Origin of the sequence: Halobaculum saliterrae, assembly GCF_009831625.1 — an archaeon.
Taxonomy (GTDB): Archaea; Halobacteriota; Halobacteria; order Halobacteriales; family Haloferacaceae; genus Halobaculum; species Halobaculum saliterrae.
The window spans coordinates 137,300-160,687 of record NZ_WUUS01000011.1; the positions used below are offsets into that span (position 1 = coordinate 137,300).

Consider the following 23,388-nt stretch of genomic DNA (forward strand, 5'->3'; position numbering starts at 1 on the left):
CTACGGCTCGCCGTCCGCCTCGAAGTGGGACGGCAGGTCAGAGCCAGAGCAGTTGCGCGTGCAGCGTGTCGCCGACCTCCAGCACGCGGTCGGCGTCGATGACGCCGGCGTCGACGGCGACGCGGACGCAGTCGGCGCCCACGAGGTTCGCGGTGTCGGCGTCGTACAGCCCCTCGACGACCGCGTCGGCGTCCGCCGGCTCGGCCTCGTCGCCGCCGTAGAACTCCTCGGTCACGTCCAGGGTCACCTCCCCGTCCTCGAACGTCTCCCCGAGGACGTCCGCGTCGCAGACGGCGACGAGCGTTCCCTCGGGCGTCTCACGGCGCGTGAGCAGGTACTCGGCGTCCGGGTCGGCGTCGCGGTCGTGGTGGTGGTCCTCGCCGTCGCCGAGGTCGCCGTCGTCGCCCCCGGCGTCGTCGTTCATCTACAGGCCCCCGAGGTCGAGGTCGTCGTCGCCGTCGCGACCGCCGAGGCCGCCCGGACCGCCGGCGCCGCCCATGCCGCCGCGGGAGCCGTTCATCCCGCCGCCCATCGCGCCGGAGCCTCCCGCGCCGGTCGCTCCCGCGCCGGTCGCTCCCGCGCCGCCCTCGGCGTGCTCCTCGACCATCCGCTGTTCGGCCTCCTCGCGGATCTCCTCGGCGCGCTCGGCGGCCCGTTCGGCCTCGTCCTCGCGGCCGAGCTCGTCGAGCGCGCGAGCCTTCTCCTCGAGCACCTCCGCGTTGCGCATCCCCAGTCGGATCGCGTTGTCGAAGGCCGTGACCGCGTCCTCGAGCAGGCCGCGCTCGACGAGGAAGAAGCCGCGGTTGTACCACGCCTGCGGGAAGCGCGGGTCGATCTCGACGGCGTTCTCGGCGTGTTCGAGCGCCTGTTCGCCCTGCCCGTTCTCGTAGAGCGCGTACGCGAGGTTCGTCTCCGCGCTGGCGGCGTGCTCGGAGTCCTCGTCGATGCGCAGCGCCTCCCGATACGCCCCGATGGCCTCGTCCCACTCCTCCAGTTGCGCGTGGGCGACGCCCTTGTTCACCCACGCCTCCTGCCCCTCCAGGGAGTCGTCGTCCGCGAACTGCGCGGCGCGCTCGAACGTCTCGGTCGCCTCCTCGAACCGATTGATCCCCATGTAGGAGAGTCCGACCTCCATCAGGCTCTCGACGTCGACGCGGTCCTTGGGGATGTTGCGCTCGTCGAGCAGGTCCGTGATGACGCGGGTGTCGACGGGGTCGACCTGTGAGGGGTCCGCCTGCAGCTCCTCCGGGTCGAGGGTGAACTCCTCGTAGTCCTCGTCGAGGCCCTGCCCCTCGGAGAACTCGTGTGGCTTGCGTTCTGACTCGTCGTCGCTCATTGCCCGTGTATCGACCGTGAGGACGGATGTATGTTGCGCGTGCGGACCGAACGGGTCGCCGTGGCCCGAACGGACCGCCGCGGACCGGGGGTCCGCCCCGGTCTTTTGTCCCCCGCAGACGAGGGGGTCCGTATGCCGCGACTGTTCGTCTCGGTCGACCTCCCGGACCGGCTCGCGGACGCGTTCGCCGCCGTACAGGACCACCTTCGCGACGTCGAGAGCCTCCGATTCACCGATCCCGAGCGGGCCCACTGCACCCTGAAGTTCCTCGGCGACACCGACGGGGTACGCGTCGGCGACGTGGTCGAGGCGCTGGAGGCTGCCGTCGACGCGACCGACGTGAGCCCGTTCGACGTCGAGGTGGGTGGACTCGGCGTCTTCCCGTCGACCGACTACATCAGCGTCGTCTGGACCGGCGTCCGCGACGGATACGGCGCGGCGGAACTGGGCCGGCTCGCCGAGGCGGTCGAGCGCGAGACGGTCGCTCTCGGGTTCGACGAGGCCGACCACGGGTTCACTCCCCACTTCACCCTCGCACGGATGGACGACGCCCGCGGGAAGGGGCGTGTGCTGGAGTACCTAGACGAGGATCCGACGGTGGGATGGTTCGAGGCCGGCGACGTCCGACTCACCGAGTCGACGCTGACCGACGATGGCCCCGAGTACGAGACGCGGGAACGGGTGTCGCTGTAGCGGTCGACAGCGTGCGGATCCGGCATCGGACCAGCGCGAGCGCCCGCCCACGCCGGAACGCGCCGTGCCGGTCCCCGCCGACGTTTCGGGTAGGTAAGATGAAAGTGCGGATTTGTGCGTCGCGACCGACGGTCCGGTGTGAACTCTGCCGACACCACCACGCGAACCGATCGGGAGTCGGACGACGAACGCTCGAACGTGGCGAGGCGCACCCGAGAGTCCCTCTCGACGGTGCCGTCGCCGCTCCGGCGCGCCGTCGAGTCGGGGGCCGCGACGGCGATCGTCGGCACGGCGGGCCTCCTCGGCGGCCTCCGGGCGTTCCGGCGGGGAAACCGGAGGCGCGGGCTCGCCGGGGTCGCCGTCGGCGGCGCGTTCCTGGCGACCGCGCTCACTCAGTGGTCCCGAGGCCGCGACGCGGGGACGGGCGCCGAGGAGGCGGAGCAGAAGGCCGAATCCGCGCCCGGACCCGAGTCCGACACCGACGCCGAGTCGGCGGCCGACCAGCGCGAGGTCGGCGACACCGAGCGCGTGGCGGGGGAGATCACACGTGAAACGGAGGACACGCGTGAAACGGGGGGCGTCGGCGGGGCGGACGGAACGACCGACGGCGCGGCGTCGAGCGCGGTGGGACCCGGAGCCGGCGGGGTATCGGCCGAGGGCGTCGAACCCGAGGAGATCGATCGGCTGGGCGAGGCGGCCCTCGACAGGCAGAGCCGGGAGGTCCCGGTGCCACAACGGGCGTTCAATGAGGGGTTCCTGTCGCACTCGTCGGAGGCGTTCTGGGGGATCCGCGCGGGCGACGACGCGGTCGTGGTCTCCGGGAACTACGACGCCATTCAGGACCGCGACGGGATGCGGTACGTCGCCAGCACCGAGATCGGCGAGGACGTCCGCGAGCTGCCGATCCCCGACACCGTGCTCGACCACTGGGACGAGATGGCCGGCGGCGGCACCGCCGTCGGCGGCGGCGACGACGTCCTGTTCGTCACGACCGACGACCTCTCGGCCGACGGCATGCTCCGCGTGCTCCCCTCGAAGTGGGCCGACGACGTCGACGGATCCGGGTGACGCCGCGCCGACCGACCGGCTACCTCAGGTGCCGTGCTGCCACGAGCCCATGTACTCGCGCTGCTCGTCGCTGAGGTCGTCGAACTCGACGCCCTCGGCCGTGAGCTTCACCTCGGCGACCTCGCGGTCGAGCTCGTCGGGGACCTCGTGGACGCCGGCGTCGTACTCGTCGCCGTTCTCGACGAGTTCGCGGACGCAGACGGCCTGCACGCCGAAGCTCTGGTCCATGACCTCGACCGGGTGGCCGAGCGCGATGGGCGCCGCGAGGTTGACGAGGCGGCCCTCCGCGAGGACGTTGAGCCGGCGGCCGTCGGCCATCTCGTAGGCCTCGACGCCGTCGCGTGCCTCGTAGCGGTCGACCGCGAGGTCGTCCAGCTGGTCGAGGTTGATCTCCACGTCGAAGTGACCCGCGTTCGCGAGGAGGACGCCGTCCTGCATGACCTCGAAGTGCTCCCTGGTGATCACGTCGCGGTTGCCGGTGGTCGTGATGAACACGTCACCCTGCTTTGCGGCTTCCTCCATCGGCATCACGTCGTAGCCCTCCATGTGCGCCTCCAGCGCCTTCCGGGAGTCGACCTCGCAGACGATGACGTTCGCGTTCTGGCCGGCGGCCTTCTTCGCGACGCCCTTGCCGCAGTAGCCGAAGCCGCCGACGACGACGTCCTTGCCCGCGAACGAGAGGTTCGTCGTCATGGCGATGGTGGCGAGGGAGGACTCGCCGGTGCCGTGGACGTTGTCGAACAGCCGCTTCATCGGCGTGTCGTTCACGGCGAAGACGGGGTAGTGAAGCTCGCCGTCGTCGTCCATCGCGCGCAGTCGGTGGACGCCCGTGGTCGTCTCCTCGGCGCCGCCGACGATGGAGTCGATGAGTTCCGGGTAGTCCTCGTGGATGGCCGCGACCATGTCCATCCCGTCGTCCACCGTGATCGTCGGCTCGTGGGCGATGACCGACTCGATGGCGGCGTAGTAGTCCTCGTCTCCGACCCCGCGGACGGCGTAGGAGGTGATGTTCTCGTGGGCGTCCAGCGCCGCGCTCACGTCGTCGTGCGTCGAGAGGGGGTTACAGCCCGTGATGGCGACCTCGGCGCCGCCCTCGGCGAGCAGCTCGACGAGGTTCGCGGTCTTCGCCTCGACGTGCATCGCCATGCCGATCGTCTGGCCGGCGAACGGCTGCTCGTCCGCGAACTCCTCGCGGAGGTGGTTCAGGATGGGCATGTGCTGGAGCGCCCAGTCCATCTTGCGGCGGCCCTCCTCGCGGGCCGAGTCGGGGTCGTCGAGGTGATCGGTGACGGGCGGATACGACTGCGTACTCATGTGAACAGGGTGGGTCGGCGGGGGTATAATCCCGCCGGACTCCGATCACCCGACCCGATCGCGCTCGCCCAGTCCGGTCGTGTTCGTCCGGGTCAGACGGATGCCGACGATGGACGCCTCCCGTCGGTCGCGCCGTCTCACTCGTCCCGGGCCACGAGCGGGGCGAACACCCCGACGAGACAGCCCCAGACGACGTGGCCGAGCAGCGACGGCAACGTGAGGTTCGGCAGCTCCGTCGGGATCCCGACGCTGTTCAGCCACAGTCCCATGACGACGCCCGCGGCGACGAGCCAGAGGAGGAACCCGTACGCGATCCCGAGGGGAACCGATCGGCGCGGCGATCCGAGGGCGTCCGACAGGGGAGACGCCGAGAGTCCGGCGACGAAGATCGTCGCGAAGACCGCGCTGTGAAACAGGTGTGCCACCCAACCGCTGATCGAGGCGTCGGCGCCGTACAGCGCGCCGATGACGGCGAGCGACCCGGTCGTCGCCTCCAGAACCGCGCCCATCGCGACCCCGGCGACGAGCCCGGCGACCAGCGACCGTCGCAGCGTCTCCGGCTTCACCCCGGGGTCGTTCCCGGGAGGGGCGTGTTCGCCCGTCCGGAGCAGACGGACCGCCACCCGGGTCCGGCCGGCGTCGCGAACGACCTCCACGTCCCCGCCGTACTGTGCCGCGAGGAGGTGGAGGATCGGCGCCCCGTAGTCCACGTCGTTGTGCTCGTACTCGGGGACGCCGTCGACCAGCACATCGGTCTCGCGGTCGGAGAGCCACGAGCCGGGGGCCTCGACCGCGACCGTGGCCGTCGTCGCGTCGATCGCGACGTCGACGGTCATCGAGTCGTCGCCGTCCGACGCCGGGGGGAGCGAGAACAGCTCCGACAGCAGGGTCGTGAGGTTCGAGTCCGCGCGCACCGAGACCGACCCGACGTCGTCGCCCCGAACCGCGAGGGAGCCGTCGACCGTCCCGCGCGCGGAGGCGACGGCCTCGCCGAGCGGAACCGGCGCGAGCGAGGCGTTCGTCTCCCGCGTGGACCGGATCAGGAACTCGAGCCCCTCGATCGTCCGCTCGATGCGGTCGATCCCCGACCGGATCGCCGCGTGGCTGCGGTCGTCGTCCGGGGCGTTGCCGTCGGCGAGCAGGTCGGCGTGCCCTCGGACGGCGGTGATCGAGTTGAGCACCTCGTGACGGAGCTTCCGGTCGAGCAGGACCACTTGGTCGGCCTGCCGCTCGAGTTCGTCCCGGTACCGGTCGGCGGTCGCCGAGCGGGCTCCGATCACCACGCCGGCCGCCCCGCCGGTGAGCACCATCGTCGCGACGACCCCGCCGAGGCGAGCGCCCATCGGACCCCCCATCGCCCCCGTCACCGCGACGAGCGAGGTCACGGCGAGGAAGACGCAGCCGACGGCGAACCATCCGGCGACGGTGCGGACGTACCGCCTGCCGTACGTCGATATCGCGAGGTTGAACCCGTACAACACCACCCCGAAGCCGAACACCAACGGGACCGTCCGCGTGGCCGTCATCCAGAGCGTCGGCGCGGCGGTCGTGTAGATCAGGTCCGCGACGAGGAACCGTGTCAGGAGGAAGGCGACGACGGCGATTAGGAGCCCGCTCGGTTTGATGACGCGCTCGTCTCCTGCAGAGGGGATCTCCACGACGGCTTCCTCTTCGAACAACAGAATAAGCGCCCGTCGTTCGTGTATATCTCGCGCACAGCCGAGACGGGCCGGTCGTTCCCCGCCCCGTGTCGCGGATCGCGGGAGGCGACTGGTCGGCAGGGTTCGGACCGCGTTCGCGGTCCCGATCCCTACTCCTCGGCCCGCGCAGCGAGCGCCTCGGCGTGTTCCTGCGCCCGTTCGCGCACGTCGTCCTCGTCGAACACGAGTACGTCGCGGTCGCGCATCAGCACCTTCCCGTCGCACACCGTGTGGCGCACGTCGCTCCCGCGGGCGGCGTACGCGAGGTGGGAGACGGGGTCGTGCTCGGGCGTCAGGTGGACGGCGTCGAGGTCGACCACCGCAAGGTCAGCGTTCGCGCCCGCCTCGATCCGGCCGGAGTCGAAGCCGAGCGCGTCGGCGCCGCCCTCGGTCGCCATCCGGACTGCGGTCTCGGCGTCGACCGCCGCGGCGTCGTCGGCCGCGAGCTTGCCGAGCATCGCGGCGTCGCGGATCTCGTCGAAGAGGTCGAGGTCGTTGTTCGAGGCGGCGCCGTCGGTCCCGAGCGCGACGGTCGCGCCCGCGTCGAGCAGCTCCTGTACCGGCGCCATCCCGGAGGCGAGCTTCATGTTCGAGGCCGGGCAGTGAGCGACGGCGGTGCCGCGCTCGGCGAGCGTCTCGATCTCCGAGGCGTCGACGTGGACGCCGTGGGCGACCCACGTGTCCTCGGCGAGCAGGCCGAGGTCGTCGGCGTACTCGGTCGGCCGGACGCCCGCCTCGGCGTCGATCTCGTCGATGTAGGTCTCGGTCTCGTTCAGGTGGAAGTGCAGCGGGACGCCGGCCTCGCGGGCCCTCGGGACGAACTCCTCGAAGTACTCGGTGCCGACGGTGTGGGGCGCGTGGGGCATCACCGCCGTCCGGACCCGGCCGTCGGCGGCGCCGTCGTACTCCTCGGCGACCGCGACCGACTCGGCGAAGTCGTCGCGTGCGGCCTCCTCGTCCTTGCCGACGGTGACGACGCCGTGGCCGACGCGGGCGCGGAGGCCGGCCTCGCGGACCGCGTCGACGACCTCGCCGACGTGGAAGTACATGTCCGCGAAGGCGGTGGTTCCGCTCCGGATCAGCTCGACGGCCGCGAGTCGGGTGCCGACGGCCACGTCCTCGGCGGTCAGCTCCGCCTCCGCGGGCCAGATGTCCTCCTGCAGCCAGTCCTCGAGGGTCTTGTCGTCGGCGTAACCGCGCAGGAGTGTCATCGTCGCGTGGCCGTGAGCGTTCACGAGCCCCGGCATCACGAGCGAGTCGGTCGCGTCGATCGTCTCCTCCGCGTCGCCGGCGAGGTCGGGCCCGACCTCGATGATCTCGCCCGCGTCGGCGTCGATCAGCACGTCGGCGCGGACGACGTCGAACTCGGGCGTGAGCACGCGCCCGTCGGTGACGGCGAGTGTGTCGGTCATGCCTGTGGATCGCGGGGGTCGGCTACTGAATGCGTCGGGATCGGCCCGGAGGAACGCGGCGAGGTCGGCACAGAGGAACGCGCCGGACGACGGCCGCGTTCACGCGAGGAACACGACCAGCGCGACCGAGATGAACACCACCTTCAGCGCCGTGTTCACCGCGATCACCTTCGAGCCGAACTCCGGCCCCCAGACGCCGTACTGGAACGGGATCGACCGCTTGAACGTCGAGAACGCGAACGAGACGATCCCGCCGATCAGCATTCCGGCGACCGCCTGTTCGGGCGTCAGCGTCGAGCCGATGAGCGGCGCGAACGCCGCCGCCCCCGCGGTCGTGTCGAACACGAACACGACGATCGCGGGCACCACCGCCGCCGGCAGGCCGACGACCTCGGCGAACGGCCCGGCGACGTCGCTCGACAGCGCCTGGAGGTCCACGCGGGCCACGAGCACCGTGACGAGGACGTATACGAACGCGAGCCGCGGCACGATCCGCCGGAGCGTCGACCACGTCGACTCGGCGGCCGTCGCCACCTTGTCGCGGAGCCCTCCGTCGGCGTCGGTGTCGTCCGCGTCCGAGTCGTCGGTACCGCCGGCCGTCGGCCCGCCGTCGGTCGCCTCCCGAACCGCCTCGGCGTCCGGACGGTCCCCCGCCTCGGCGCGAAGCAACAGCGCGCCCGCGAGCACCCCGGTGAGCGTGATCCCGAGCGCGATTGCGCCGCGGGTGCCGACGTAGAGGACGCCGGTCTCGCGGCCGAGGATGGGGATGACGACCGGGACGTAGAACGTGAACAGGTGCTGAACGAAGCCGAAGAACGTGTTGATGACGACGGCGACCATCGTCGCGCGGTCGGACAGCCGACCGGACTCGCGGAAGTCCGCGAGCATGCCGTAGCCCGCCGTCGTCGACGCCGCGGTCGTGACGATGGCGGTCCCGGCCTCGTCCGGGAGGTTCGCCGGGCCGGTGAGGTACCGCGAGAACCCAGCGATCCGCTCGACGAGGCCGAACTCGACGGCGACGTTCGCGAGGAACACGCCGACGGCGATGAGCACCGCGATGCGCGCGACCCGCGCCGCCGCCTCGACGACGAGCGGGAGGATATCCGCGAGAACCGAGACGAACGCCGCGGGTGCCGGGAGGCCGTCCGCGACGAGTGCGGCGCCGACGGGGTCCATGGTCGCGTTCCGGGCGCGGGCGACAAGCCGGTTTCGCTGCGTCGGCGCACGCCGCCGCCCCGACGCCGCGGCGTCGTTCCGCCGATTCGGGCGGCGGATTTATCTTGTGGGCCGGGAAATCGGGTGCGAATGCGCGGCCGAGGCCGGACGAGGACGACGGTTCGCCATCGCGTCAGCGAGCCGGCGCTGAGGGGACTCGCGGCCGGCGCCGTCGTCGTCCCGGCGCCGCTGTTCGCCGCGGCCGTCGCCGTCGACGGGTGGACCGCCGGGCTCGTGGGGCTCGCGGCGACGGTCGGCGTCGCGCTGCACGCGGCGTTCGCCGCCGCCGACGACGACGGCGGCGGCCTCTCGGCGGCCGGCGACTCGGTCCGTCGGGCGGGGCTTGCCGGCGGCGGAGCGTTCCTCGCCGGCGCGCTCCCGTCGCTGGTGGTGCTCGCTGACCTCGGCTTGGGCTACCTCCTCGCGGTCGCCGTCGTCGCCGCCGAGCTGGCGGTCGTCGCCGGGCTACGGATCCGGCTCGCCGGCGGCGACGTGCTGGAGACGGCGGTACGCGTCGCGCTCGGCGGCGCGCTCGCGGTCGCCGTCGGCGCGGGCATCGGGTCGTTGGCGGGGTTGTGATCCGGACGACCACCGTGCGGGCCTATCGAACGACCTCCACGAGAACGTCGTCGAGGTAGTGCGTCGCGTCCGCCTCCCAGACGACCGCGACGCCAATCGAGAGGTGGAGCTCGTCCGGGACCTCGCTCGGTCGCCACTCGAACCGGTACTCGTCCCACCCCTCGACCCGGTGGAGCGGCTGCCTGAGCCCGCCGACTGCGGTCGGCGTCTCCGGCGTCGTGACCGTCTCCGGCGGCGGGAAGTCCTCCTCGGTCGTCGGCGGCTCGGGACCGATCCGGACCGCGAGGTTCCGGAGGACGTTGAAGCTCTCGGACTCGCTCCAGGCGTGGACCGACACCCGGAGCACGTCGGCGTCGAGGTCGGTCGTGTCGATGGTCCGAGTCAGCCAAGCGATGCCGTCGTCGTAGTCGCCCTCGGTGAACACCTCGACGCTCCGGGCGCCGGAGTTGGCACGCTCCGTCGACGGCGATATCGACCGCTCGAACTCGTCGAGGGACACCTCCGGACCGATGGCGGCGCCGGTCGTCCACGCGTCCATCCCGTCCTCGAAGGAGTCCGACAGCGTCGGCGGGGGGCGGCGTCCGACCACGCAGCCGGCGAGCGATCCGAGTCCCGCGCTCGCGAGCCCGCCGGCCACGCGGAGCGCATCGCGTCTGTGCACGGACACATCGTGTCCCAGAGCGAACAAAAATGCGCCGCCAACGCCGACGGAGCCGATCCGGATGGACAGGGTTTTCCCTTCCGGCGATGAATCTGCCGGATACCATGACCAAGAAATCCAAGGCCAAGAAGAAGCGCCTTGCCAAGCTGGAGCGGCAGAACAGCCGCGTGCCGGCGTGGGTGATGATGAAGACCGACATGGAAGTGACCCGCAACCCGAAGCGACGCCACTGGCGGCGCTCGGACACCGACGAGTAAATGAGCGCCAGCGACTTCGAGGAGCGCGTCGTCACGGTCCCGCTCCGCGAGGCGAAGCAGGCGCCGTCCCAGGAGCGCGGCGACAAGGCGATGTCGCTCATCCGGGCACACCTGGCGAAGCACTTCTCGGTCGATGAGGGCGACGTCCGCCTCGACCCCGCGGTCAACGAGACCGTCTGGGAGCGCGGCCGATCGAAGCCGCCGAGCTCGGTCCGCCTGCGTGCGGCCCGTTTCGACGAGGACGGCGAAGTCGTCGTCGAAGCGGAGCCGGCCTGAGGCGTGCTTCGCGTTTCGTTCGCCGGGTCGTCGTACGTCGGGGTCTACGCGCACGCAGCCAGCGACTGCCTCGTCGTTCGGCCCGACGTGGACGACGACCTCGCCGACCGGCTCGAGGCGGAGTTCGCCGTCGACGTGCTGGCCACGACCGTCGGCGGCTCCGGCACGGTCGGCTCGCTGGTCGCGGGCAACGAGAACGGGACGCTCGTCTCCCGACAGGCGACCGACCGCGAGATCGACGCGCTCCGTGAGGCGACCGGCGACCCCGTCGAGCGTCTCCCGGGGAAGCTGAACGCCGCCGGCAACGTCGTGCTCGCGAACGACTACGGCGCGTACGTCCACCCCGAACTGACCGACGAGGCGGTCGAGGTCGTCGAGGACGTGCTCGACGTGCCGGTGAGGCGTGGATCGCTCGGCGGCGTCAACACCGTCGGCACCGCCGCGGTCGCCACCAACGACGGCGTCCTCTGTCACCCGCACAGCGAGGAGCCGGAGCTGGAGGCGCTGGAGGAGCACCTCGACGTGTACGCCGACCTCGGCACCGTCAACTACGGGGCGCCGCTGGTCGGCTCGGGGCTGCTCGCCAACGACGACGGATACGCCGTCGGCGAGGACACGACGGGCCCGGAGCTGGGCCGGATCGACGACACGCTCGGGTTCATCGAGTAGAGCGTCGCCGAGCTTGCGGGCGAGCCGTCCACGAACAGAGCGAGCCGCCGCGGACGACCGGCCGGACGGGTCGCCGTCGCCCGCCTCGCCGGGTCGAGCCGAGCGGGACCCCTGAGTCGGAAGGTACTTCCCGCTCCCGAGCCGATTTTCGGGCACATGAGCCAGTTCACTGTTAGCGGCGAGTTCCAAGCCCGAGACGGGATGCAGGCGTTCACCCGCTCGATCGACGCGGTCAACGAGAACGTCGCCCGCGAGCACGTCCTCTCGAAGTTCGGCGCCGAGCACAACCTGAACCGCACCCAGATCGAGATCGGCGAGGTGGTGGCAGAATGAGCCTCGGTGGTGGCGGTCAGGGTCAGCAGCAGCTCCAGCAGATATCCCAGGAGATCCAGGCGATCGAGGACGAGATCGAGGAGCTCGAGACCGAGATCGAGGACCTCCGCCAGGAGCAGCGCGACATGGACGACGCCATCGAGGCCATCGGCCAGATCGAGACCGGGTCGACGGTGCAGGTGCCGCTGGGCGGCGGCGCGTACGTCCGCGCCGAGATCCAGGACCTCGACGAGATCGTCGTGAGCCTCGGCGGCGACTACGCCGCCGAGCTGGAGGAGGACGACGCCGTGGACGCGCTCGAACAGCGGAAGGAGGCCATCGACGACCAGATCGACACCGTCAACGAGGAGAAGAGCGACCTCGAGGCCGAGAGCCAGCAGCTCGAACAGCAGGCCCAGCAGATGCAACAGCAGATGCAGCAACAGCAGATGCAGCAGATGCAGCAGATGGCCGACGAGGGCGACGACGGGGACGAGTAAGGGATGTTCGACGGCCTGAAGGACAAGCTCTCCTCGTTCCGGGAGGACGCCGCCGACGAGGTCGAGGAGAACGCCGAACCGGTCGACGCCGAGACGGCAGCCGATACCGAGGCGGCGGCCGACGCGGACGCGACGGCCGACGACGGGCCGACGGGCGATCCCGTCGAGGCCGAGCAGCCGGCGGCATCGACGGCCGACGGAGCGCCGTCTACCGAACCGGCCGACGGCGAACCGGCCGACGGCGACGACGCCGGTCCCGGGCGCCTCAAGCGCGCCGCGGCGTTCGCCACCGGGAAGGTCATCATCGAGGAGGAGGACCTCGAGGGGCCCCTTCAGGACCTGGAACTCGCGCTGTTGTCCAGCGACGTGGAGATGAGCGTCGCCGACCGGATCCTCGACACCGTCCGCGAGAAGATGATCGGGGAGACCCGCGCGCAGGTCCAGACGACGGACCAACTCGTCACGGAGGCGCTTCACGACGCGCTGCTGGACGTGATCGGGGTCGGGCAGTTCGACTTCGAGGAGCGGATCGCGGAGGCGGACAAGCCCGTCACCATCGTGTTCACCGGCGTCAACGGCGTCGGCAAGACGACGACCATCGCGAAGCTCTCGGAGTGGCTCGACGAGCGCGGCTACTCGTCGGTGCTCGCGAACGGCGACACCTACCGCGCCGGCGCGAACGAGCAGATCCGCGAGCATGCGGAGGCGCTCGACCGGAAGCTCATCGCCCACGATCAGGGCGGCGACCCCGCCGCCGTCATCTACGACGGCGTCGAGTACGCCGAGGCCAACGACGTCGACGTGGTGCTCGGCGACACCGCGGGGCGCCTCCACACGAGCAACGACCTGATGGCGCAACTGGAGAAGATCGACCGCGTCGTCGACCCCGACATGACCCTCTTCGTCGACGAGGCGGTCGCCGGACAGGACGCCGTCAAGCGCGCCCAGGAGTTCGACGACGCGGCCGCGGTCGACGGCTCGGTCCTCACGAAGGCCGACGCCGACTCCTCCGGCGGCGCCGCGATCTCCATCGCGTACGTGACCGGCAAGCCGATCCTCTTCCTCGGCGTCGGGCAGGGGTACGACGACCTGCGGCTGTTCGACCCCGAGGAACTGGTCGACGAGTTGCTCGGCGAGCAGTAACCGTTCTCCGTTTTCGGGGTTCCGTCCGTTCGAGAGAGTCGAGTAGCGCGCGCGATCTCGGGGACGCCGGAGCCGCGGGAGATCCGGCCGCTACGACCGCTCCAACACGTGCACGTGTCGGACGAGACTGCGGTGAACCCGCCGCTCGAAGGCGTCGGTCACTCGCCAGCCGGCGTCGACGGCGGCCTCGCGCCACGAGCGATCCGCGACGAGCACGCCCCGCGGGGCGACCCGCGCGGCCTCCGCGAGCGCGTCCCCGACGAGGTCGTCGAGGCTGTGGCGCGCGATCTTCGACTGCCGGCCGTACGGCGCGTCGAAGACGACGCCGTCGACCGCGTCGTCGCGGAGCGCGAGCGCCGTGGCGTCGCCGCGGAGGAGATCACACTCGACGTCCGTATCGTCCAGATAGTGCGCGAGGTTCTCGCGGGCGCCGCGGACCATCTTCGCCTGCGCGTCGTTGCCGACCACGTCGCTCCCGACGAGCCCGGCCTCGATGAGCACGCCGCCGGTCCCGCACATCGGGTCGAGGACGCGGGCACCCGGCCCCGCCCCGGCGAGGTTCGCGTACGCTCGGGCGTCCATCGGCGCCATGCTGCCCGGCTGGAAGAAGGGCCGGTCCGTGGGTCGGCGCGTCGAGAAGTCGCGGACGGACTCTGCGACGGTCCACCCGACGAGACAGGTGTCGCCGGCGAACAGCACGCGGAGGGTGTGGTCCGGGTCGTCCAGATCCACGTCGAAGCCGCGCGCGACGAGCGCGCTCCCGCACTCGCGTTCGACCTCGCTCGTCGAGACGGCGGCGCTGTCCCGGACGACCCGGGCGCGGACGGCGACCGTCCCCTCGCGGTCGACGCTCGCCGCCTCGACGACGGCCCGGGCGCTGTTCGGATCCGCGTCCGCCCGCCCGAGCAGGTCGAGCGCGCGTCTGGTGTACGCCAGCCCGCGAACCCGGCCCGGATCGACCGCGTCGGCGACGGCCACCCCGGGGGCGATCCGCTCGATCCCGGCGGCGGCGACGCCCGCCTCCAGCGCCGCGAACCGGTCCTCGTCGCCGACGAACTCCAACCCGTACACGCCCGGAGGTGCGGCGCCGCGGCGCTTGAACGCACGGGTTCGGATCGACGCCGGCAGCGATCGAGCGGGGTGAACCCGCATCGGGCACGGCGGTACTACTTTATCCGTTTAAACCGTCGGTTCGGACAATAATGGCTGATCCCGCGGAGTCGATCAACATCGAGAACGTCGTCGCGTCGACGGGGATCGAACAGGAGTTGGACCTCCAGACGGTCGCCATGGACCTCGAGGGCGCGGACTACGACCCGGAGCAGTTCCCGGGACTGGTGTATCGGACGGCCGATCCGAAGAGCGCCGCGCTCATCTTCCGCTCGGGGAAGATCGTCTGCACCGGCGCCAAGAGCACCGACGCCGTCCACGAGGCGCTCCACATGGTGTTCGACGAGCTGCGCGCGCTGGACATCCCGATCGACGACGACCCGGAGATCACCGTCCAGAACATCGTCACCTCCGCGGATCTGGGGACGGACCTCAACCTGAACGCGATCGCGATCGGGCTCGGCCTGGAGAACATCGAGTACGAGCCGGAGCAGTTCCCCGGGCTCGTCTACCGGATCGACGACCCCGACGTGGTGGCGTTGCTGTTCGGCTCCGGGAAGCTCGTCATCACCGGCGGGAAGGAGCCGGCCGACGCCGAGGCCGCCGTGGCCGTCATCTCCGAGCGACTCTCGGATCTGGGGCTCCTCGGGTAGCGTGCTGCTGCAGCTGTCCCCCGTCGGGATCGTCGGCGGGTTCCTCCTCATCGCGGCGTTGTCGACGCTGTTGGCGAACACGGCCGCCTACTTCGTGCTCGGGGACGAGGCGGAGCTCCGGCAGGCGATCCCGCCGGGCGTCGCGATGGCCACCGTGGGGCTGACCGCGGCGGTCCTCCCCGCCGCCGCAGTCATCGCGATCGCGCTCGTCGTCGACTTCGTCGCGGTCCGACTCGCGTACGGGCTGGACCGTCGCGGCACCACGATGATCGCCGCGATGCACTACGCGCTCACGATCCTCGCGGCCTACGGCGTCAACAGCGTGCTCGCGATCTACCAGACCGCGCCGGTATGAGTCGCCGGCGTCTCCGCGACCGGCTCCGGTATCCGGTGTGGAACGACGCCGAGCGCCGCCCGCGCGCCCCGCTTCGCCTCTGTGTCGCGCTCGTTCTCGTCGGCCTCGGAGTCCTCGGCGGCGGCGTCTCCGCGGTCGTGCTCGGCCTTCCCGTCCCGGCGTCGACCGTCCTCCCGATGCTCGCTGTCGCCGGGGCGACCCTGCTCTCGGCGCGATACGTCGACCGCCGGCGGCTCTCGGATCTGGGCCTCCGACGCGAGCCCGGGTGGATCGCCGACCTCGCCGCCGGGCTCGCGCTCGGCGTGCTCCTCCAGACGCTGATCGCGGCTGTCGGCCTCGCTGCCGGCTGGTTCCGCGTCGCCGGCACGCTCGTGGGGACGGCCGCCGGCTTCGGCTCCGTCCTCCTCGTGTTCCTCGTCGTCGGCGTCTACGAGGAACTGCTCTCGCGGGGCCTCCTGCTCGTCAACGTCGCCGAGGGGCTTCGGTTCGCGGGCGAGCGCGTCGCCGTGGGCGCGGCGCTGGCCGTCTCCTCGGCCGTCTTCGGCCTGCTCCACGCGGGCAATCCGGGCTCCTCGCTCGCGTCGACGCTCGGGATCACGCTGGCGGGCGCGTTCCTCGGCGTCGGCTTCGTGCTCACGGGGCGACTCTCGTTTCCGGTGGGCGTCCACATCTCCTGGAACGCCGCGCAGGGGCTGTTGTACGGCTTCTCCGTCAGCGGTCTCGGCGTCGACGCCGCCGTCGTCGACCTCGAGCCGACCGGCCCGACGCTCGCCACCGGCGGGTCGTTCGGCCCCGAGGCGGGACTGCTCGGGATGAGCGCGGTCCTGCTCGGCACCCTGGCGACGGGCGCGTGGGTCCGGTACCGCGACGGCGACGGCGACGGGATCGGGACCGGGATCGGGATCGATCCGCGAGTGACGACGCCGGCGCTCCGGTGGCACGAGCGGGAGGAGTGAACGAGGGAGGCGAGGTCGCGACGGGGCCGCGCGGCGCTACTCCACGAGTCGCTCGATCTCGGTGACGAGGACGTCGGTCGCGCCGACCCGTTTGAGCTCGTCGATGACCTCGAACACCGCGCGCTCGTCGACGACCGCGTGGACGGCCACCTGCTCGGCGTCGCCGTCCACCCCGCCGGCGGCTCCGGTCGCCGGCTCGGGCGCGCTGGCCACGTCCATCACGGTCGGCCCGCCCATCCCGGGGAGCACCTCCTTCACGTCCGCGAGCGCCTCGCGCGGGGCGTTCATCATCAGGTAGCGCTTGTCATCGGCGGCGATCACCGAGCCGAACGCCGTCGCCACCTGCCGGACCTTGTCGTCCTCGGCCACGTCGGGACGCGCGAACAGCCGGACCGAGGAGGCGAGCACCTCGTCGACGATCGCGAGGCGGTTCACCTGCAGGGTGGTTCCGGTCGAGGTGATGTCGACGATCGCGTCGGCCATGTCGACGTGCGGGGTGAGCTCGGTCGCGCCCGTCACCTCGACGACCTCGCAGTCGATCCCCTTCCGCTCGAAGTACTCGCGGGTGATCCGGGGGAACTCGGTGGCGACCGTCAGCCCCGCCACGTCCGCGGGCTCGGCGATGTCGCCGTCCTCGGGCGCCGCGAGCACGAGTCGACAGCGACCGTACTCCAGATCGAGGAGGTCGACGAGGTCGTGCCCCGACTCGCGCGCCTGATCGAGACCGGTGATCCCCACGTCGGCGGCGCCGTCGGCGACGTACTCGGGGATGTCGGCGGCCCGGGCGAACAGCACGGACACGTCCGGGTCGACCGTGTCGGCGTACAGCTGTCGGTCGGCGGTGTTCTCGATGTGGAGGCCGGCGCGTTCGAGCAGGTCGATCGTCGGCTCGTGCAGGCGGCCCTTGTTGGGCACGGCGATGCGCATGGGCGGGGAGTCGGCGGCGCCGTCCTTGAGTCCGTCGGGCAGGGCGTCCACGGACCGAACATCCGTCGGGGGGAGCGTCCGCCCAGCGGACCGATCTCGGCCTCGTTCGAGGACCACCACCGATTTCCGTCCTCGGGAGAAGGATGATAGGCCGATGAACCGACGAGAGTATCTCCGGTCGACGGCCGGCCTCACAGCGGTGGGGACGGTCGGACTGGCCGGCTGCATGGGGGGATCGGGCGGAACGGGAACACTGGCGACACACGTGAGCGACCAGCCGGGCGACATCGGCGACTTCGAGTCGCTCGTCGTCACGGTGTCCGAGGTGCGGATCCAGCCCGCCGACGGCGAACTGATCACGGAGTCCGTGGACGACGCGACCGCGGACCTGACGAAGCTGCAGGGCGACAAGCAGAAGCTCGTCGCCCAGTCGGAACTGGAGCCCGGCGACTACGAGCACGTCCACCTCGGCATCTCGAACGTCGAGGGGACGCTCTCGGACGGCAGCGAGGCGAGCGTCGACACCGCCGGCGAGGCGGGCCTGAAGTTCCAGACGTTCGTCGTCGACGGCGAGGAGTCGGAGACGTTCGAGATCCGCAGCGACGAGACCGCGTCCTTCACCGCCGACTTCACCCCGGTGAAGCAGGGTGGAAGCGGGAGCTACGTCCTGCGTCCGGTCGCGGACGAGGTGACCGTCACCTACGAGGACGTCGAAGCGACGACCTCGGCGTAGGCCGCGGACACACACCGATTTTCCACGCGAGCCGGACCACCAGCGACGCCGCCCCTCGTCGACGGGCGGCACGCTTTTGATCCGGGCGACGACACCGGGGTGCATGGTCCCGCTCCAGTCCTCCCCCGCGCCCGATCTCGGCCCGCCGCTGGCGTTCTGGCTCCTCCTGTGTCTGCTCGCGCTCGTCGGGGGAGCCGTCGGCAGCGCCGTCGCGCGCCGACTCTCGAACCCCGTCGGAAAGTACCGCATGCTGTACGTCGGCGCCGTGCTCCCGTTGGGGGTGATCGCGTACGGCCTCCTGTCGGTCCTCGACCTGGGCGCCGCCGTTCGCGCCGCGGTCGTCGGCGCGGCGATCGACGTCGCGGCGGCCGACGTGTTCCTCGCGGAGTTCCTGACGATGGCGGCCGCCGGAACCGTCTCGCTGGTCGCCTACGCGCCGACGGTACGCGGCGTCCGCGCCGTTCGCGACATCGACCTCCGGACCGGCCGGGCGGTCGCCCGGATGGCGCGGTGGCTGCTCGGCGCGAGCGCCGTGTTCGCGCTCGCGCTCACGCCGTTCCGGGTCGGGGTCGACTCCGGCGCCTCGACGGCCGCCGTCGGCGTCGGGATCGTGGCGCTCGTCCTCGTGGTCCTCGCCGCGTCACCGTGGGCGATCGCGACGCTGCGCTCGACGGAACGCCCCGCCGGCGACGACGCCGCACGGATCGCCCGCCTCCGCGAGCGTGTCGGCCTCGGCGACGACCTCGTCCGCGACGTGCGCGTGCTCGACACCGACGACGAGGAGACCGCGAACGCGTTCGTCCGGGGGCTCGGCCCGACCCGGCGGCTGTTCGTGACCAGCACGTTCCTCGACACCCTCGACGACGCCGACGCCGCGGCGCTGCTCGGCGTGCAGGCGGGGCGCGTCCGCTCGCGAGCGCTCGGTCGTCGACTGGGCGCGGTCGTCGTCGCCGCGGTGCCCCTGCTCGCCGCGTTCGGGTCCGGCGCGCCGACGGGCCCGCTCGTTGCCGTCTCCGCCGTCGTGCTCGTCGGGGGACTGTGGTACGCGCGCCGCGGGATCGTCGCCGCGGACGACCACGCGGCCGACCTGTTCGGCGCCGACGCCGTCGCAGACGCGTTCGAGCGCTACGCCGAGATCCACGCGATCGAGCCGTCGCGGCGACGCGTCCCGAACCCGCTGTCGGCGAACGTCCCCCTGGGCGACCGGATCGACCGCCTCCGCGAGCGCGCCGCCGGCAGCGACGACGGCGAGTCGTAACGACCGGCGGGTCACGCGACCCGCACGACCAATGTCGCCGCCAGCGCGACCAACACGGCGGCGGACGCGACCCGGACCGCGCGGGCGGTGCGGCCCGAGAGCACCCCGCCGATCCGTCCGGCCAGCGCGCCGACGACGCCGAGATACGCGACGGTGAGCAGGGCGTACACCGCGCCGAGAGCGACCGTCGTCGCCGTCTCCCCCTCGCCGGCGAAGCCGGGGAGGAACGCGAGGAAGAACAGCGCGACCTTCGGGTTCGCGACGTTCGTGAGGAGGCCGCGACGGAAGCCCGCCGCGGTCCCCGCGTCCGCTCCGCCGTCGGCACGGGCCGGGTCGGCCGCTTCCGAGGTCGACGCGGGGCCGTCCCCGCGGAGGGTGTCGACCGCGAGCCAGCAGAGGTACGCCGCGCCCAGCAGCGTCACCGCGGTCGCGGCCGTCGGGAACGCGCGATAGATCGCCGCAAGCCCCAGCGCCGCGGCCGTGGCGTGGACGAGGACGCCGACCCCGACCCCGACCGCGGCGCCGACCCCCTCCGCACGGGAGGCGAGGCCGCCGGTGAGGACGACGAGCGTGTCCTGGCCGGGGACGAGGATCAGCGCGCCCGCGGCGGCGACGTAGGCCGCGAGGGTGGCGGCGTCGAGAGCCAACACGGGGCACGGTTCGCGGGACCGGGTGAAGGCGTTTCGGTGGGATCGGGACGGGAGTCGTGGCGCGCGCCGCCGCGGCGTCGGCCGCGGCGGAAGCGCGCGAGGGACGAGCACCGGAGGGAGCGAACGAAGTGAGCGATCGAGGAGCGCAGTCGGCTGGGGAGGGTGTGGTTACGGTGCGGTCGCGGCGGGTGGAACTGAAAGGGGTCGCGGGGGCTTTCGAGGTCGACGACGGTACCGTCGAACCGACGGCACTCACACGACCCGCGAACGCAACCCGAAGAGGAGCCACCGACGGACAGGGAAGCCTTTACCGCACGGACCGACAACCCCCCTCAAGACCAATGGTACTCGACGACCTGGGGAGTTCCCTCCGGAGCACGATGGACTCGCTCCGCGGGAAGTCCCACATCGACGAGGACGACGTGCAGGAGATCGTCAAGCAGATCCAGCGCTCGCTGCTGTCGGCCGACGTCGACGTCGACCTCGTGATGGAGCTGTCGGACGGCATCGAGACGCGTGCGCTGGAGGAGGAACCCCCCGGCGGAACCACCGCCCGCGACCACGTCCTCAAGATCGTCTACGAGGAGATGGTCGGCCTCATCGGCGAGTCGACCGAGATCCCGCTGGAGCAGCAGACGATCGTGCTCGCCGGCCTCCAGGGGTCGGGGAAGACCACCACCGCCGCCAAGATGGCGTGGTGGTTCTCGAAGAAGGGCCTGCGCCCGGCGGTCATCCAGACCGACACCTTCCGCCCCGGCGCCTACGACCAGGCCAAGCAGATGTCGGAGAACGCCGAGGTGGAGTTCTACGGCGACCCCGACGGCGAGGACCCGGTACAGATCGCCCGCGACGGGCTGGAGGCGACCGAGGACGCCGACGTGCGCATCGTCGACACCGCCGGCCGCCACGCGCTGGAGGACGACCTCATCGACGAGATCGAACAGATCGACGACGCGGTCGACCCGGACCGCTCGCTGCTCGTGCTCGACGCCGCGATCGGGCAGGGCGCGAAGGATCAGGCCCGCCAGTTCGAGGAGTCTATCGGCATCGACGGCGTCGTCATCACGAAGCTCGACGGGACCGCGAAGGGCGGCGGCGCGCTGACGGCCGTCAACGAGACCGGCTCCTCCATCGCGTTCCTCGGCAGCGGGGAGACGGTGCAGGACATCGAACGCTTCGAGCCCAACGGCTTCATCTCGCGGTTGCTCGGGATGGGCGACCTCAAGCAGCTCTCCGAGCGCGTCGAGCGCGCGATGACCGAGACGCAGGAGGAGGACGACTGGGACCCCGAGGACATGATGGAGGGGGAGTTCACTCTGAAGGACATGCGCAACCAGATGAAGGCGATGGACCGCATGGGCCCCCTCGATCAGGTGCTCGACATGATCCCCGGGATGGGCGGCGGGATCATGGACCAGCTCCCGGACGACGCGATGGACGTGACCCAGGAGCGCATGCGCGAGTTCGAGATCGCGATGGACTCCATGACCGAGCGGGAGATGGAGAACCCCGAGATCATCAAGAGCGACCGGCTGGAGCGGATCTCCCGCGGTTCGGGCGTCCCGGAGGAGCGCATCGAGGAGCTGCTCGAACAGCACAGCATGATGAAGCGGACGATGGACCAGTTCGGCAACATGGGCGACGGCGACATGCAGCGGATGATGAAGAAGCTGCAACAGCAGGGCGGCGGGGGAGGCGGCGGCATGGGCGGCATGGGACCGTTCGGGTGAGCTGAGACGAAAGCGAGGTAGAGCGAATCGGTGTGGGGAGTGGTTCGGTCCCGAGCGAGTCCGAAGCGACCCCCACTGAGCCCGAGCGACGGTGCGATCGGTTCGTGTGCGGCTGAAACCGTCGACAGGTACATGGGCGTTTCGTGGGGTCGATCGACCGTGAGCTACACGACAGTCAACTACCGCGACGTCGAACCGGCCGCGGGCGCGATGCACTTCCTGCGCGAGCCGCTGGACTGTGACCACGTCGGCGTCACCGTCGTCGACTGCGATCCGGGCTGGACCGGGAAGGAACACGACCACGCCGAGCGCGACCACGAGGAGGTGTACCTCCTCGTCGAGGGCGCCACGACGGTCGCCGTCGACGACGAGGAGATCGAGTTGGAGCCCGGCGACGCCGTCCGGATCCCGCCGGACGCGACCCGGCAGATCCGCAACGGCGACGGCGAGAGCACGTTGGTGCTCGCCGGCGCGCCGTAGCGCGGACGGCGTCCCACGTGAACCGCCCCGTACGACCGCTTTCGCTCGCCTTTTGACCCCGACAGCCGTCCCCCGAGGCGAATGGGAGCCGGAAGCACGACGAAGCGGGGGCTCAGCGCGCTCGCGGAGTACGACGTGCTCGCGCTCACGGCGCTCATCTGGTTCCTCGCGAAGTTCCTCCGGTACGCGTTCCCGCCGCTGTTTCCCGCCTTCCGCGACGCGCTCGGCGTCTCCAGTTCGGTCCTCGGCGTCGCGTTCACCGCGATGTTGACCGTCTACGCCGCGATGCAGTTCCCCAGCGGCGCGCTCGCCGACCAGATCGGCGCGCGGCGAGTGATCGTCGCCGGCGCGCTCGTCACCGGCCTCGGCGCGCTCGTGCTCGCGGTGCCCGTCCCCGAGGCGCTCGCGCTCGGCGCCCTCGGCGGCGGGATGCTGCTCGTGGGGCTCGGCACCGGCGTCCACAAGACCGTCGCCGTCCGCCTGCTCTCGCGACTGTACCCCGGGCGGACGGGTCGCGCGCTCGGGGTGCTCGACACGCTCGGGGCGTTCGGCGGCGTCGCCGCGCCCGCCGTCGTCGTCGCGGTCACCGGCGCGACGCTCGCCGGCGTCGCCGTCCCGTGGCTCGACTGGCACGCGCTGTTCCTCGCGGGCGCGGTCGCCGCCGGCGGGCTCGCGCTCCTGTTCGGCCGCTGCGCGCCGGATCCCGAGGCGACCGGTCTCGACGCCGGCGGCGACGGGACGGACGGAGACACCGACGACACAGACGACGAGATGGACGGCACCGGCGGACTCCGCCGCTACGCGGCGCTGTTTCGCGAGCCTGCCTTCGCCGTCTTCGTGCTCGCGACGGTCTGTTTCTCGTTCGCGTACAACGGCGCCGTCGCCTTCCTCCCGCTGTATCTCACCGACGCCGCCGGGCTGCCGGAAACGACGGCGTCGCTGCTGTACTCGGGGCTGTTCGCCGTCTCGCTCGTCCAGTTGGTCACGGGGGACCTCTCGGACCGCGTCGGGCGGCTCCCGGTGATCGCCGCGACGCTCGCGCTCGCGACCGGCGGGATGCTCGCGCTGCTGTCGGTCTCGGGCGTCGTCGCCGTCGGCGCCGCGGTGGTGGCGTTCGGCCTCGGCTCCCACGGCTTTCGGCCCGTGCGGGGCGCGTACCTCGCGGCCGTCCTCCCCGAGTCGTCGGCCGGCGGCGGGCTCGGTGCCGTTCGAACGCTGTTGATGGGCGCCGGCGCGTTCGCACCCGCCGTCGTCGGCGGCGTCGCCGACGCGACCGGCTTCGGCGCGGCGTTCGGCGTGCTCGCGGCCGCGCTGGTCGCGGCGCTGGGGCTCACCGGCGTCGTCGCGGTCGTGGACCGGTGAGGGCGAGAGTGGCATCTGTTGGCACACGACCGAAACATC

27 protein-coding genes are annotated in these 23,388 nt (G+C 71.6%); 17 read left to right on the forward strand and 10 right to left on the reverse strand.

The annotated features are described in order from the left end of the window. Positions 1–37: 37 nt before the first annotated feature. Both GRX01_RS16475 and GRX01_RS16480 read right to left on the reverse strand, forming a co-directional pair. Positions 38–334 (reverse strand): DUF424 domain-containing protein, encoded by a 297-nt coding sequence (locus GRX01_RS16475; protein ID WP_321168179.1) that lies wholly within the window; start codon positions 332–334, stop codon positions 38–40. Between the two features lie 90 nt (positions 335–424). Beyond that, positions 425–1,336, reverse strand: coding sequence for a tetratricopeptide repeat protein (locus tag GRX01_RS16480; protein WP_159670186.1), 912 nt, complete (start codon positions 1,334–1,336; stop codon positions 425–427). A gap of 132 nt (positions 1,337–1,468) precedes the next feature. On the opposite strand from GRX01_RS16480, the gene thpR reads away from it, so the two are divergent. Then, the gene (gene thpR, locus GRX01_RS16485) at positions 1,469–2,029 is read left to right on the forward strand and encodes an RNA 2',3'-cyclic phosphodiesterase (RefSeq protein ID WP_159670189.1); all 561 of its coding nucleotides are present in this window, start codon (positions 1,469–1,471) and stop codon (positions 2,027–2,029) included. A 138-nt stretch (positions 2,030–2,167) separates the two neighbouring features. Beyond that, a complete protein-coding gene (locus tag GRX01_RS16490) occupies positions 2,168–3,097 on the forward strand; it encodes a hypothetical protein (RefSeq protein WP_159670192.1) in 930 nt (309 codons plus the stop codon). A 24-nt stretch (positions 3,098–3,121) separates the two neighbouring features. On the opposite strand, the gene GRX01_RS16495 is transcribed toward GRX01_RS16490, so the two are convergent. The 4 genes from GRX01_RS16495 to GRX01_RS16510 all read right to left on the reverse strand — a co-directional run bounded on the left by GRX01_RS16495 (position 3,122) and on the right by GRX01_RS16510 (position 8,699). Beyond that, a complete protein-coding gene (locus tag GRX01_RS16495) occupies positions 3,122–4,411 on the reverse strand; it encodes an adenosylhomocysteinase (RefSeq protein WP_159670195.1) in 1,290 nt (429 codons plus the stop codon). A 137-nt stretch (positions 4,412–4,548) separates the two neighbouring features. Further along, positions 4,549–6,090 carry a histidine kinase gene (locus tag GRX01_RS16500; protein WP_159670198.1) on the reverse strand — a complete coding sequence of 514 codons (1,542 nt, stop codon included), beginning with the start codon at positions 6,088–6,090 and terminating at the stop codon, positions 4,549–4,551. Positions 6,091–6,221: 131 nt separating this feature from the next. Continuing rightward, complete coding sequence (locus GRX01_RS16505; RefSeq protein ID WP_159670201.1) at positions 6,222–7,523, reverse strand: amidohydrolase; 1,302 nt, start codon at positions 7,521–7,523, stop codon at positions 6,222–6,224. 99 nt (positions 7,524–7,622) lie between these two features. Next, positions 7,623–8,699 carry a nucleoside recognition protein gene (locus GRX01_RS16510; protein WP_159670204.1) on the reverse strand — a complete coding sequence of 359 codons (1,077 nt, stop codon included), beginning with the start codon at positions 8,697–8,699 and terminating at the stop codon, positions 7,623–7,625. 129 nt (positions 8,700–8,828) lie between these two features. On the opposite strand from GRX01_RS16510, the gene GRX01_RS16515 reads away from it, so the two are divergent. Further along, complete coding sequence (locus tag GRX01_RS16515; protein WP_159670207.1) at positions 8,829–9,317, forward strand: hypothetical protein; 489 nt, start codon at positions 8,829–8,831, stop codon at positions 9,315–9,317. Positions 9,318–9,339: 22 nt separating this feature from the next. Here the strand turns inward: GRX01_RS16515 and GRX01_RS16520 are convergent, their stop codons facing one another. Then, positions 9,340–9,978: a hypothetical protein gene (locus GRX01_RS16520; RefSeq protein WP_159670210.1), complete on the reverse strand. Its 639-nt coding sequence runs from the start codon at positions 9,976–9,978 to the stop codon at positions 9,340–9,342. A 104-nt stretch (positions 9,979–10,082) separates the two neighbouring features. Here GRX01_RS16520 and GRX01_RS16525 point away from each other — a divergent pair, with 104 nt between their 5' ends. From GRX01_RS16525 to ftsY, 6 genes are all read left to right on the forward strand, one after another. Beyond that, a complete protein-coding gene (locus tag GRX01_RS16525; RefSeq protein WP_073308560.1) occupies positions 10,083–10,235 on the forward strand; it encodes a 50S ribosomal protein L39e in 153 nt (50 codons plus the stop codon). Beyond that, positions 10,236–10,511, forward strand: coding sequence for a 50S ribosomal protein L31e (locus tag GRX01_RS16530; RefSeq protein ID WP_159670213.1), 276 nt, complete (start codon positions 10,236–10,238; stop codon positions 10,509–10,511). It begins immediately after the preceding gene. Between the two features lie 3 nt (positions 10,512–10,514). Beyond that, complete coding sequence (locus tag GRX01_RS16535; protein WP_321168173.1) at positions 10,515–11,180, forward strand: translation initiation factor IF-6; 666 nt, start codon at positions 10,515–10,517, stop codon at positions 11,178–11,180. Between the two features lie 156 nt (positions 11,181–11,336). Beyond that, on the forward strand, positions 11,337–11,513 hold the full coding sequence (gene rpl18a / locus GRX01_RS16540; protein ID WP_159670216.1) for a 50S ribosomal protein L18Ae: 177 nt from the start codon (positions 11,337–11,339) through the stop codon (positions 11,511–11,513). Continuing rightward, entirely contained in the window at positions 11,510–11,992 is a 483-nt protein-coding gene (pfdA, locus tag GRX01_RS16545; protein WP_159670219.1) for a prefoldin subunit alpha, read from the forward strand. Before rpl18a ends, pfdA begins: the two co-directional genes overlap by 4 nt. A 3-nt stretch (positions 11,993–11,995) precedes the next feature. Further along, a complete protein-coding gene (gene ftsY / locus GRX01_RS16550; protein WP_159670222.1) occupies positions 11,996–13,135 on the forward strand; it encodes a signal recognition particle-docking protein FtsY in 1,140 nt (379 codons plus the stop codon). A gap of 90 nt (positions 13,136–13,225) precedes the next feature. Here the strand turns inward: ftsY and GRX01_RS16555 are convergent, their stop codons facing one another. Next, the gene (locus tag GRX01_RS16555) at positions 13,226–14,197 is read right to left on the reverse strand and encodes a methyltransferase domain-containing protein (protein WP_159670319.1); all 972 of its coding nucleotides are present in this window, start codon (positions 14,195–14,197) and stop codon (positions 13,226–13,228) included. A gap of 140 nt (positions 14,198–14,337) precedes the next feature. Here GRX01_RS16555 and GRX01_RS16560 point away from each other — a divergent pair, with 140 nt between their 5' ends. The 3 genes from GRX01_RS16560 to GRX01_RS16570 are packed head-to-tail and all read left to right on the forward strand — an operon-like array spanning position 14,338 to position 16,209. Then, entirely contained in the window at positions 14,338–14,898 is a 561-nt protein-coding gene (locus tag GRX01_RS16560) for a TATA-box-binding protein (RefSeq protein WP_159670225.1), read from the forward strand. Between the two features lies 1 nt (position 14,899). Then, the gene (locus tag GRX01_RS16565) at positions 14,900–15,253 is read left to right on the forward strand and encodes a DUF7473 family protein (RefSeq protein WP_159670228.1); all 354 of its coding nucleotides are present in this window, start codon (positions 14,900–14,902) and stop codon (positions 15,251–15,253) included. Beyond that, positions 15,250–16,209: a CPBP family intramembrane glutamic endopeptidase gene (locus GRX01_RS16570; protein WP_159670231.1), complete on the forward strand. Its 960-nt coding sequence runs from the start codon at positions 15,250–15,252 to the stop codon at positions 16,207–16,209. The genes GRX01_RS16565 and GRX01_RS16570 overlap by 4 nt, the downstream gene beginning before the upstream one ends. Positions 16,210–16,245: 36 nt before the next feature. On the opposite strand, the gene hisG is transcribed toward GRX01_RS16570, so the two are convergent. Beyond that, on the reverse strand, positions 16,246–17,136 hold the full coding sequence (hisG, locus tag GRX01_RS16575; RefSeq protein ID WP_159670322.1) for an ATP phosphoribosyltransferase: 891 nt from the start codon (positions 17,134–17,136) through the stop codon (positions 16,246–16,248). Positions 17,137–17,290: 154 nt separating this feature from the next. On the opposite strand from hisG, the gene GRX01_RS16580 reads away from it, so the two are divergent. Both GRX01_RS16580 and GRX01_RS16585 read left to right on the forward strand, forming a co-directional pair. Then, the gene (locus GRX01_RS16580) at positions 17,291–17,869 is read left to right on the forward strand and encodes a DUF4382 domain-containing protein (RefSeq protein ID WP_159670234.1); all 579 of its coding nucleotides are present in this window, start codon (positions 17,291–17,293) and stop codon (positions 17,867–17,869) included. A gap of 103 nt (positions 17,870–17,972) precedes the next feature. Further along, positions 17,973–19,127: a M48 family metalloprotease gene (locus tag GRX01_RS16585; protein WP_159670237.1), complete on the forward strand. Its 1,155-nt coding sequence runs from the start codon at positions 17,973–17,975 to the stop codon at positions 19,125–19,127. 11 nt (positions 19,128–19,138) lie between these two features. Here the strand turns inward: GRX01_RS16585 and GRX01_RS16590 are convergent, their stop codons facing one another. Beyond that, positions 19,139–19,777, reverse strand: a complete 639-nt coding sequence (locus tag GRX01_RS16590) for a LysE family translocator (protein WP_321168174.1) — start codon at positions 19,775–19,777, stop codon at positions 19,139–19,141. 341 nt (positions 19,778–20,118) lie between these two features. Between GRX01_RS16590 and GRX01_RS16595 the strand changes: the two genes are divergently transcribed. The 3 genes from GRX01_RS16595 to GRX01_RS16605 all read left to right on the forward strand — a co-directional run bounded on the left by GRX01_RS16595 (position 20,119) and on the right by GRX01_RS16605 (position 23,349). Continuing rightward, positions 20,119–21,507, forward strand: coding sequence for a signal recognition particle protein Srp54 (locus GRX01_RS16595; protein ID WP_159670240.1), 1,389 nt, complete (start codon positions 20,119–20,121; stop codon positions 21,505–21,507). Positions 21,508–21,666: 159 nt separating this feature from the next. Further along, the gene (locus GRX01_RS16600; protein WP_321168175.1) at positions 21,667–21,987 is read left to right on the forward strand and encodes a cupin domain-containing protein; all 321 of its coding nucleotides are present in this window, start codon (positions 21,667–21,669) and stop codon (positions 21,985–21,987) included. Between the two features lie 81 nt (positions 21,988–22,068). Next, positions 22,069–23,349, forward strand: coding sequence for an MFS transporter (locus GRX01_RS16605; protein WP_159670246.1), 1,281 nt, complete (start codon positions 22,069–22,071; stop codon positions 23,347–23,349). Positions 23,350–23,388 lie beyond the last annotated feature (39 nt).

What these genes read in the sequence shown, in the direction of transcription:
- rpl18a (WP_159670216.1), top strand. Translation starts at nt 11,337, where the DNA reads ATGAGCCAGTTCACTGTTAGCGGCGAGTTCCAAGCCCGAGACGGGATG.
- GRX01_RS16605 (WP_159670246.1), top strand. Translation starts at nt 22,069, where the DNA reads ATGGGAGCCGGAAGCACGACGAAGCGGGGGCTCAGCGCGCTCGCGGAG.
- GRX01_RS16595 (WP_159670240.1), top strand. Translation starts at nt 20,119, where the DNA reads ATGGTACTCGACGACCTGGGGAGTTCCCTCCGGAGCACGATGGACTCG.
- GRX01_RS16515 (WP_159670207.1), top strand. Translation starts at nt 8,829, where the DNA reads ATGCGCGGCCGAGGCCGGACGAGGACGACGGTTCGCCATCGCGTCAGC.
- GRX01_RS16570 (WP_159670231.1), top strand. Translation starts at nt 15,250, where the DNA reads ATGAGTCGCCGGCGTCTCCGCGACCGGCTCCGGTATCCGGTGTGGAAC.
- GRX01_RS16495 (WP_159670195.1), bottom strand. Translation starts at nt 4,411, where the DNA reads ATGAGTACGCAGTCGTATCCGCCCGTCACCGATCACCTCGACGACCCC.
- GRX01_RS16525 (WP_073308560.1), top strand. Translation starts at nt 10,083, where the DNA reads ATGACCAAGAAATCCAAGGCCAAGAAGAAGCGCCTTGCCAAGCTGGAG.
- GRX01_RS16585 (WP_159670237.1), top strand. Translation starts at nt 17,973, where the DNA reads ATGGTCCCGCTCCAGTCCTCCCCCGCGCCCGATCTCGGCCCGCCGCTG.
- GRX01_RS16505 (WP_159670201.1), bottom strand. Translation starts at nt 7,523, where the DNA reads ATGACCGACACACTCGCCGTCACCGACGGGCGCGTGCTCACGCCCGAG.
- GRX01_RS16480 (WP_159670186.1), bottom strand. Translation starts at nt 1,336, where the DNA reads ATGAGCGACGACGAGTCAGAACGCAAGCCACACGAGTTCTCCGAGGGG.
- GRX01_RS16560 (WP_159670225.1), top strand. Translation starts at nt 14,338, where the DNA reads ATGGCTGATCCCGCGGAGTCGATCAACATCGAGAACGTCGTCGCGTCG.
- ftsY (WP_159670222.1), top strand. Translation starts at nt 11,996, where the DNA reads ATGTTCGACGGCCTGAAGGACAAGCTCTCCTCGTTCCGGGAGGACGCC.
- GRX01_RS16580 (WP_159670234.1), top strand. Translation starts at nt 17,291, where the DNA reads ATGAACCGACGAGAGTATCTCCGGTCGACGGCCGGCCTCACAGCGGTG.
- GRX01_RS16530 (WP_159670213.1), top strand. Translation starts at nt 10,236, where the DNA reads ATGAGCGCCAGCGACTTCGAGGAGCGCGTCGTCACGGTCCCGCTCCGC.
- pfdA (WP_159670219.1), top strand. Translation starts at nt 11,510, where the DNA reads ATGAGCCTCGGTGGTGGCGGTCAGGGTCAGCAGCAGCTCCAGCAGATA.
- hisG (WP_159670322.1), bottom strand. Translation starts at nt 17,136, where the DNA reads ATGCGCATCGCCGTGCCCAACAAGGGCCGCCTGCACGAGCCGACGATC.
- GRX01_RS16510 (WP_159670204.1), bottom strand. Translation starts at nt 8,699, where the DNA reads ATGGACCCCGTCGGCGCCGCACTCGTCGCGGACGGCCTCCCGGCACCC.
- thpR (WP_159670189.1), top strand. Translation starts at nt 1,469, where the DNA reads ATGCCGCGACTGTTCGTCTCGGTCGACCTCCCGGACCGGCTCGCGGAC.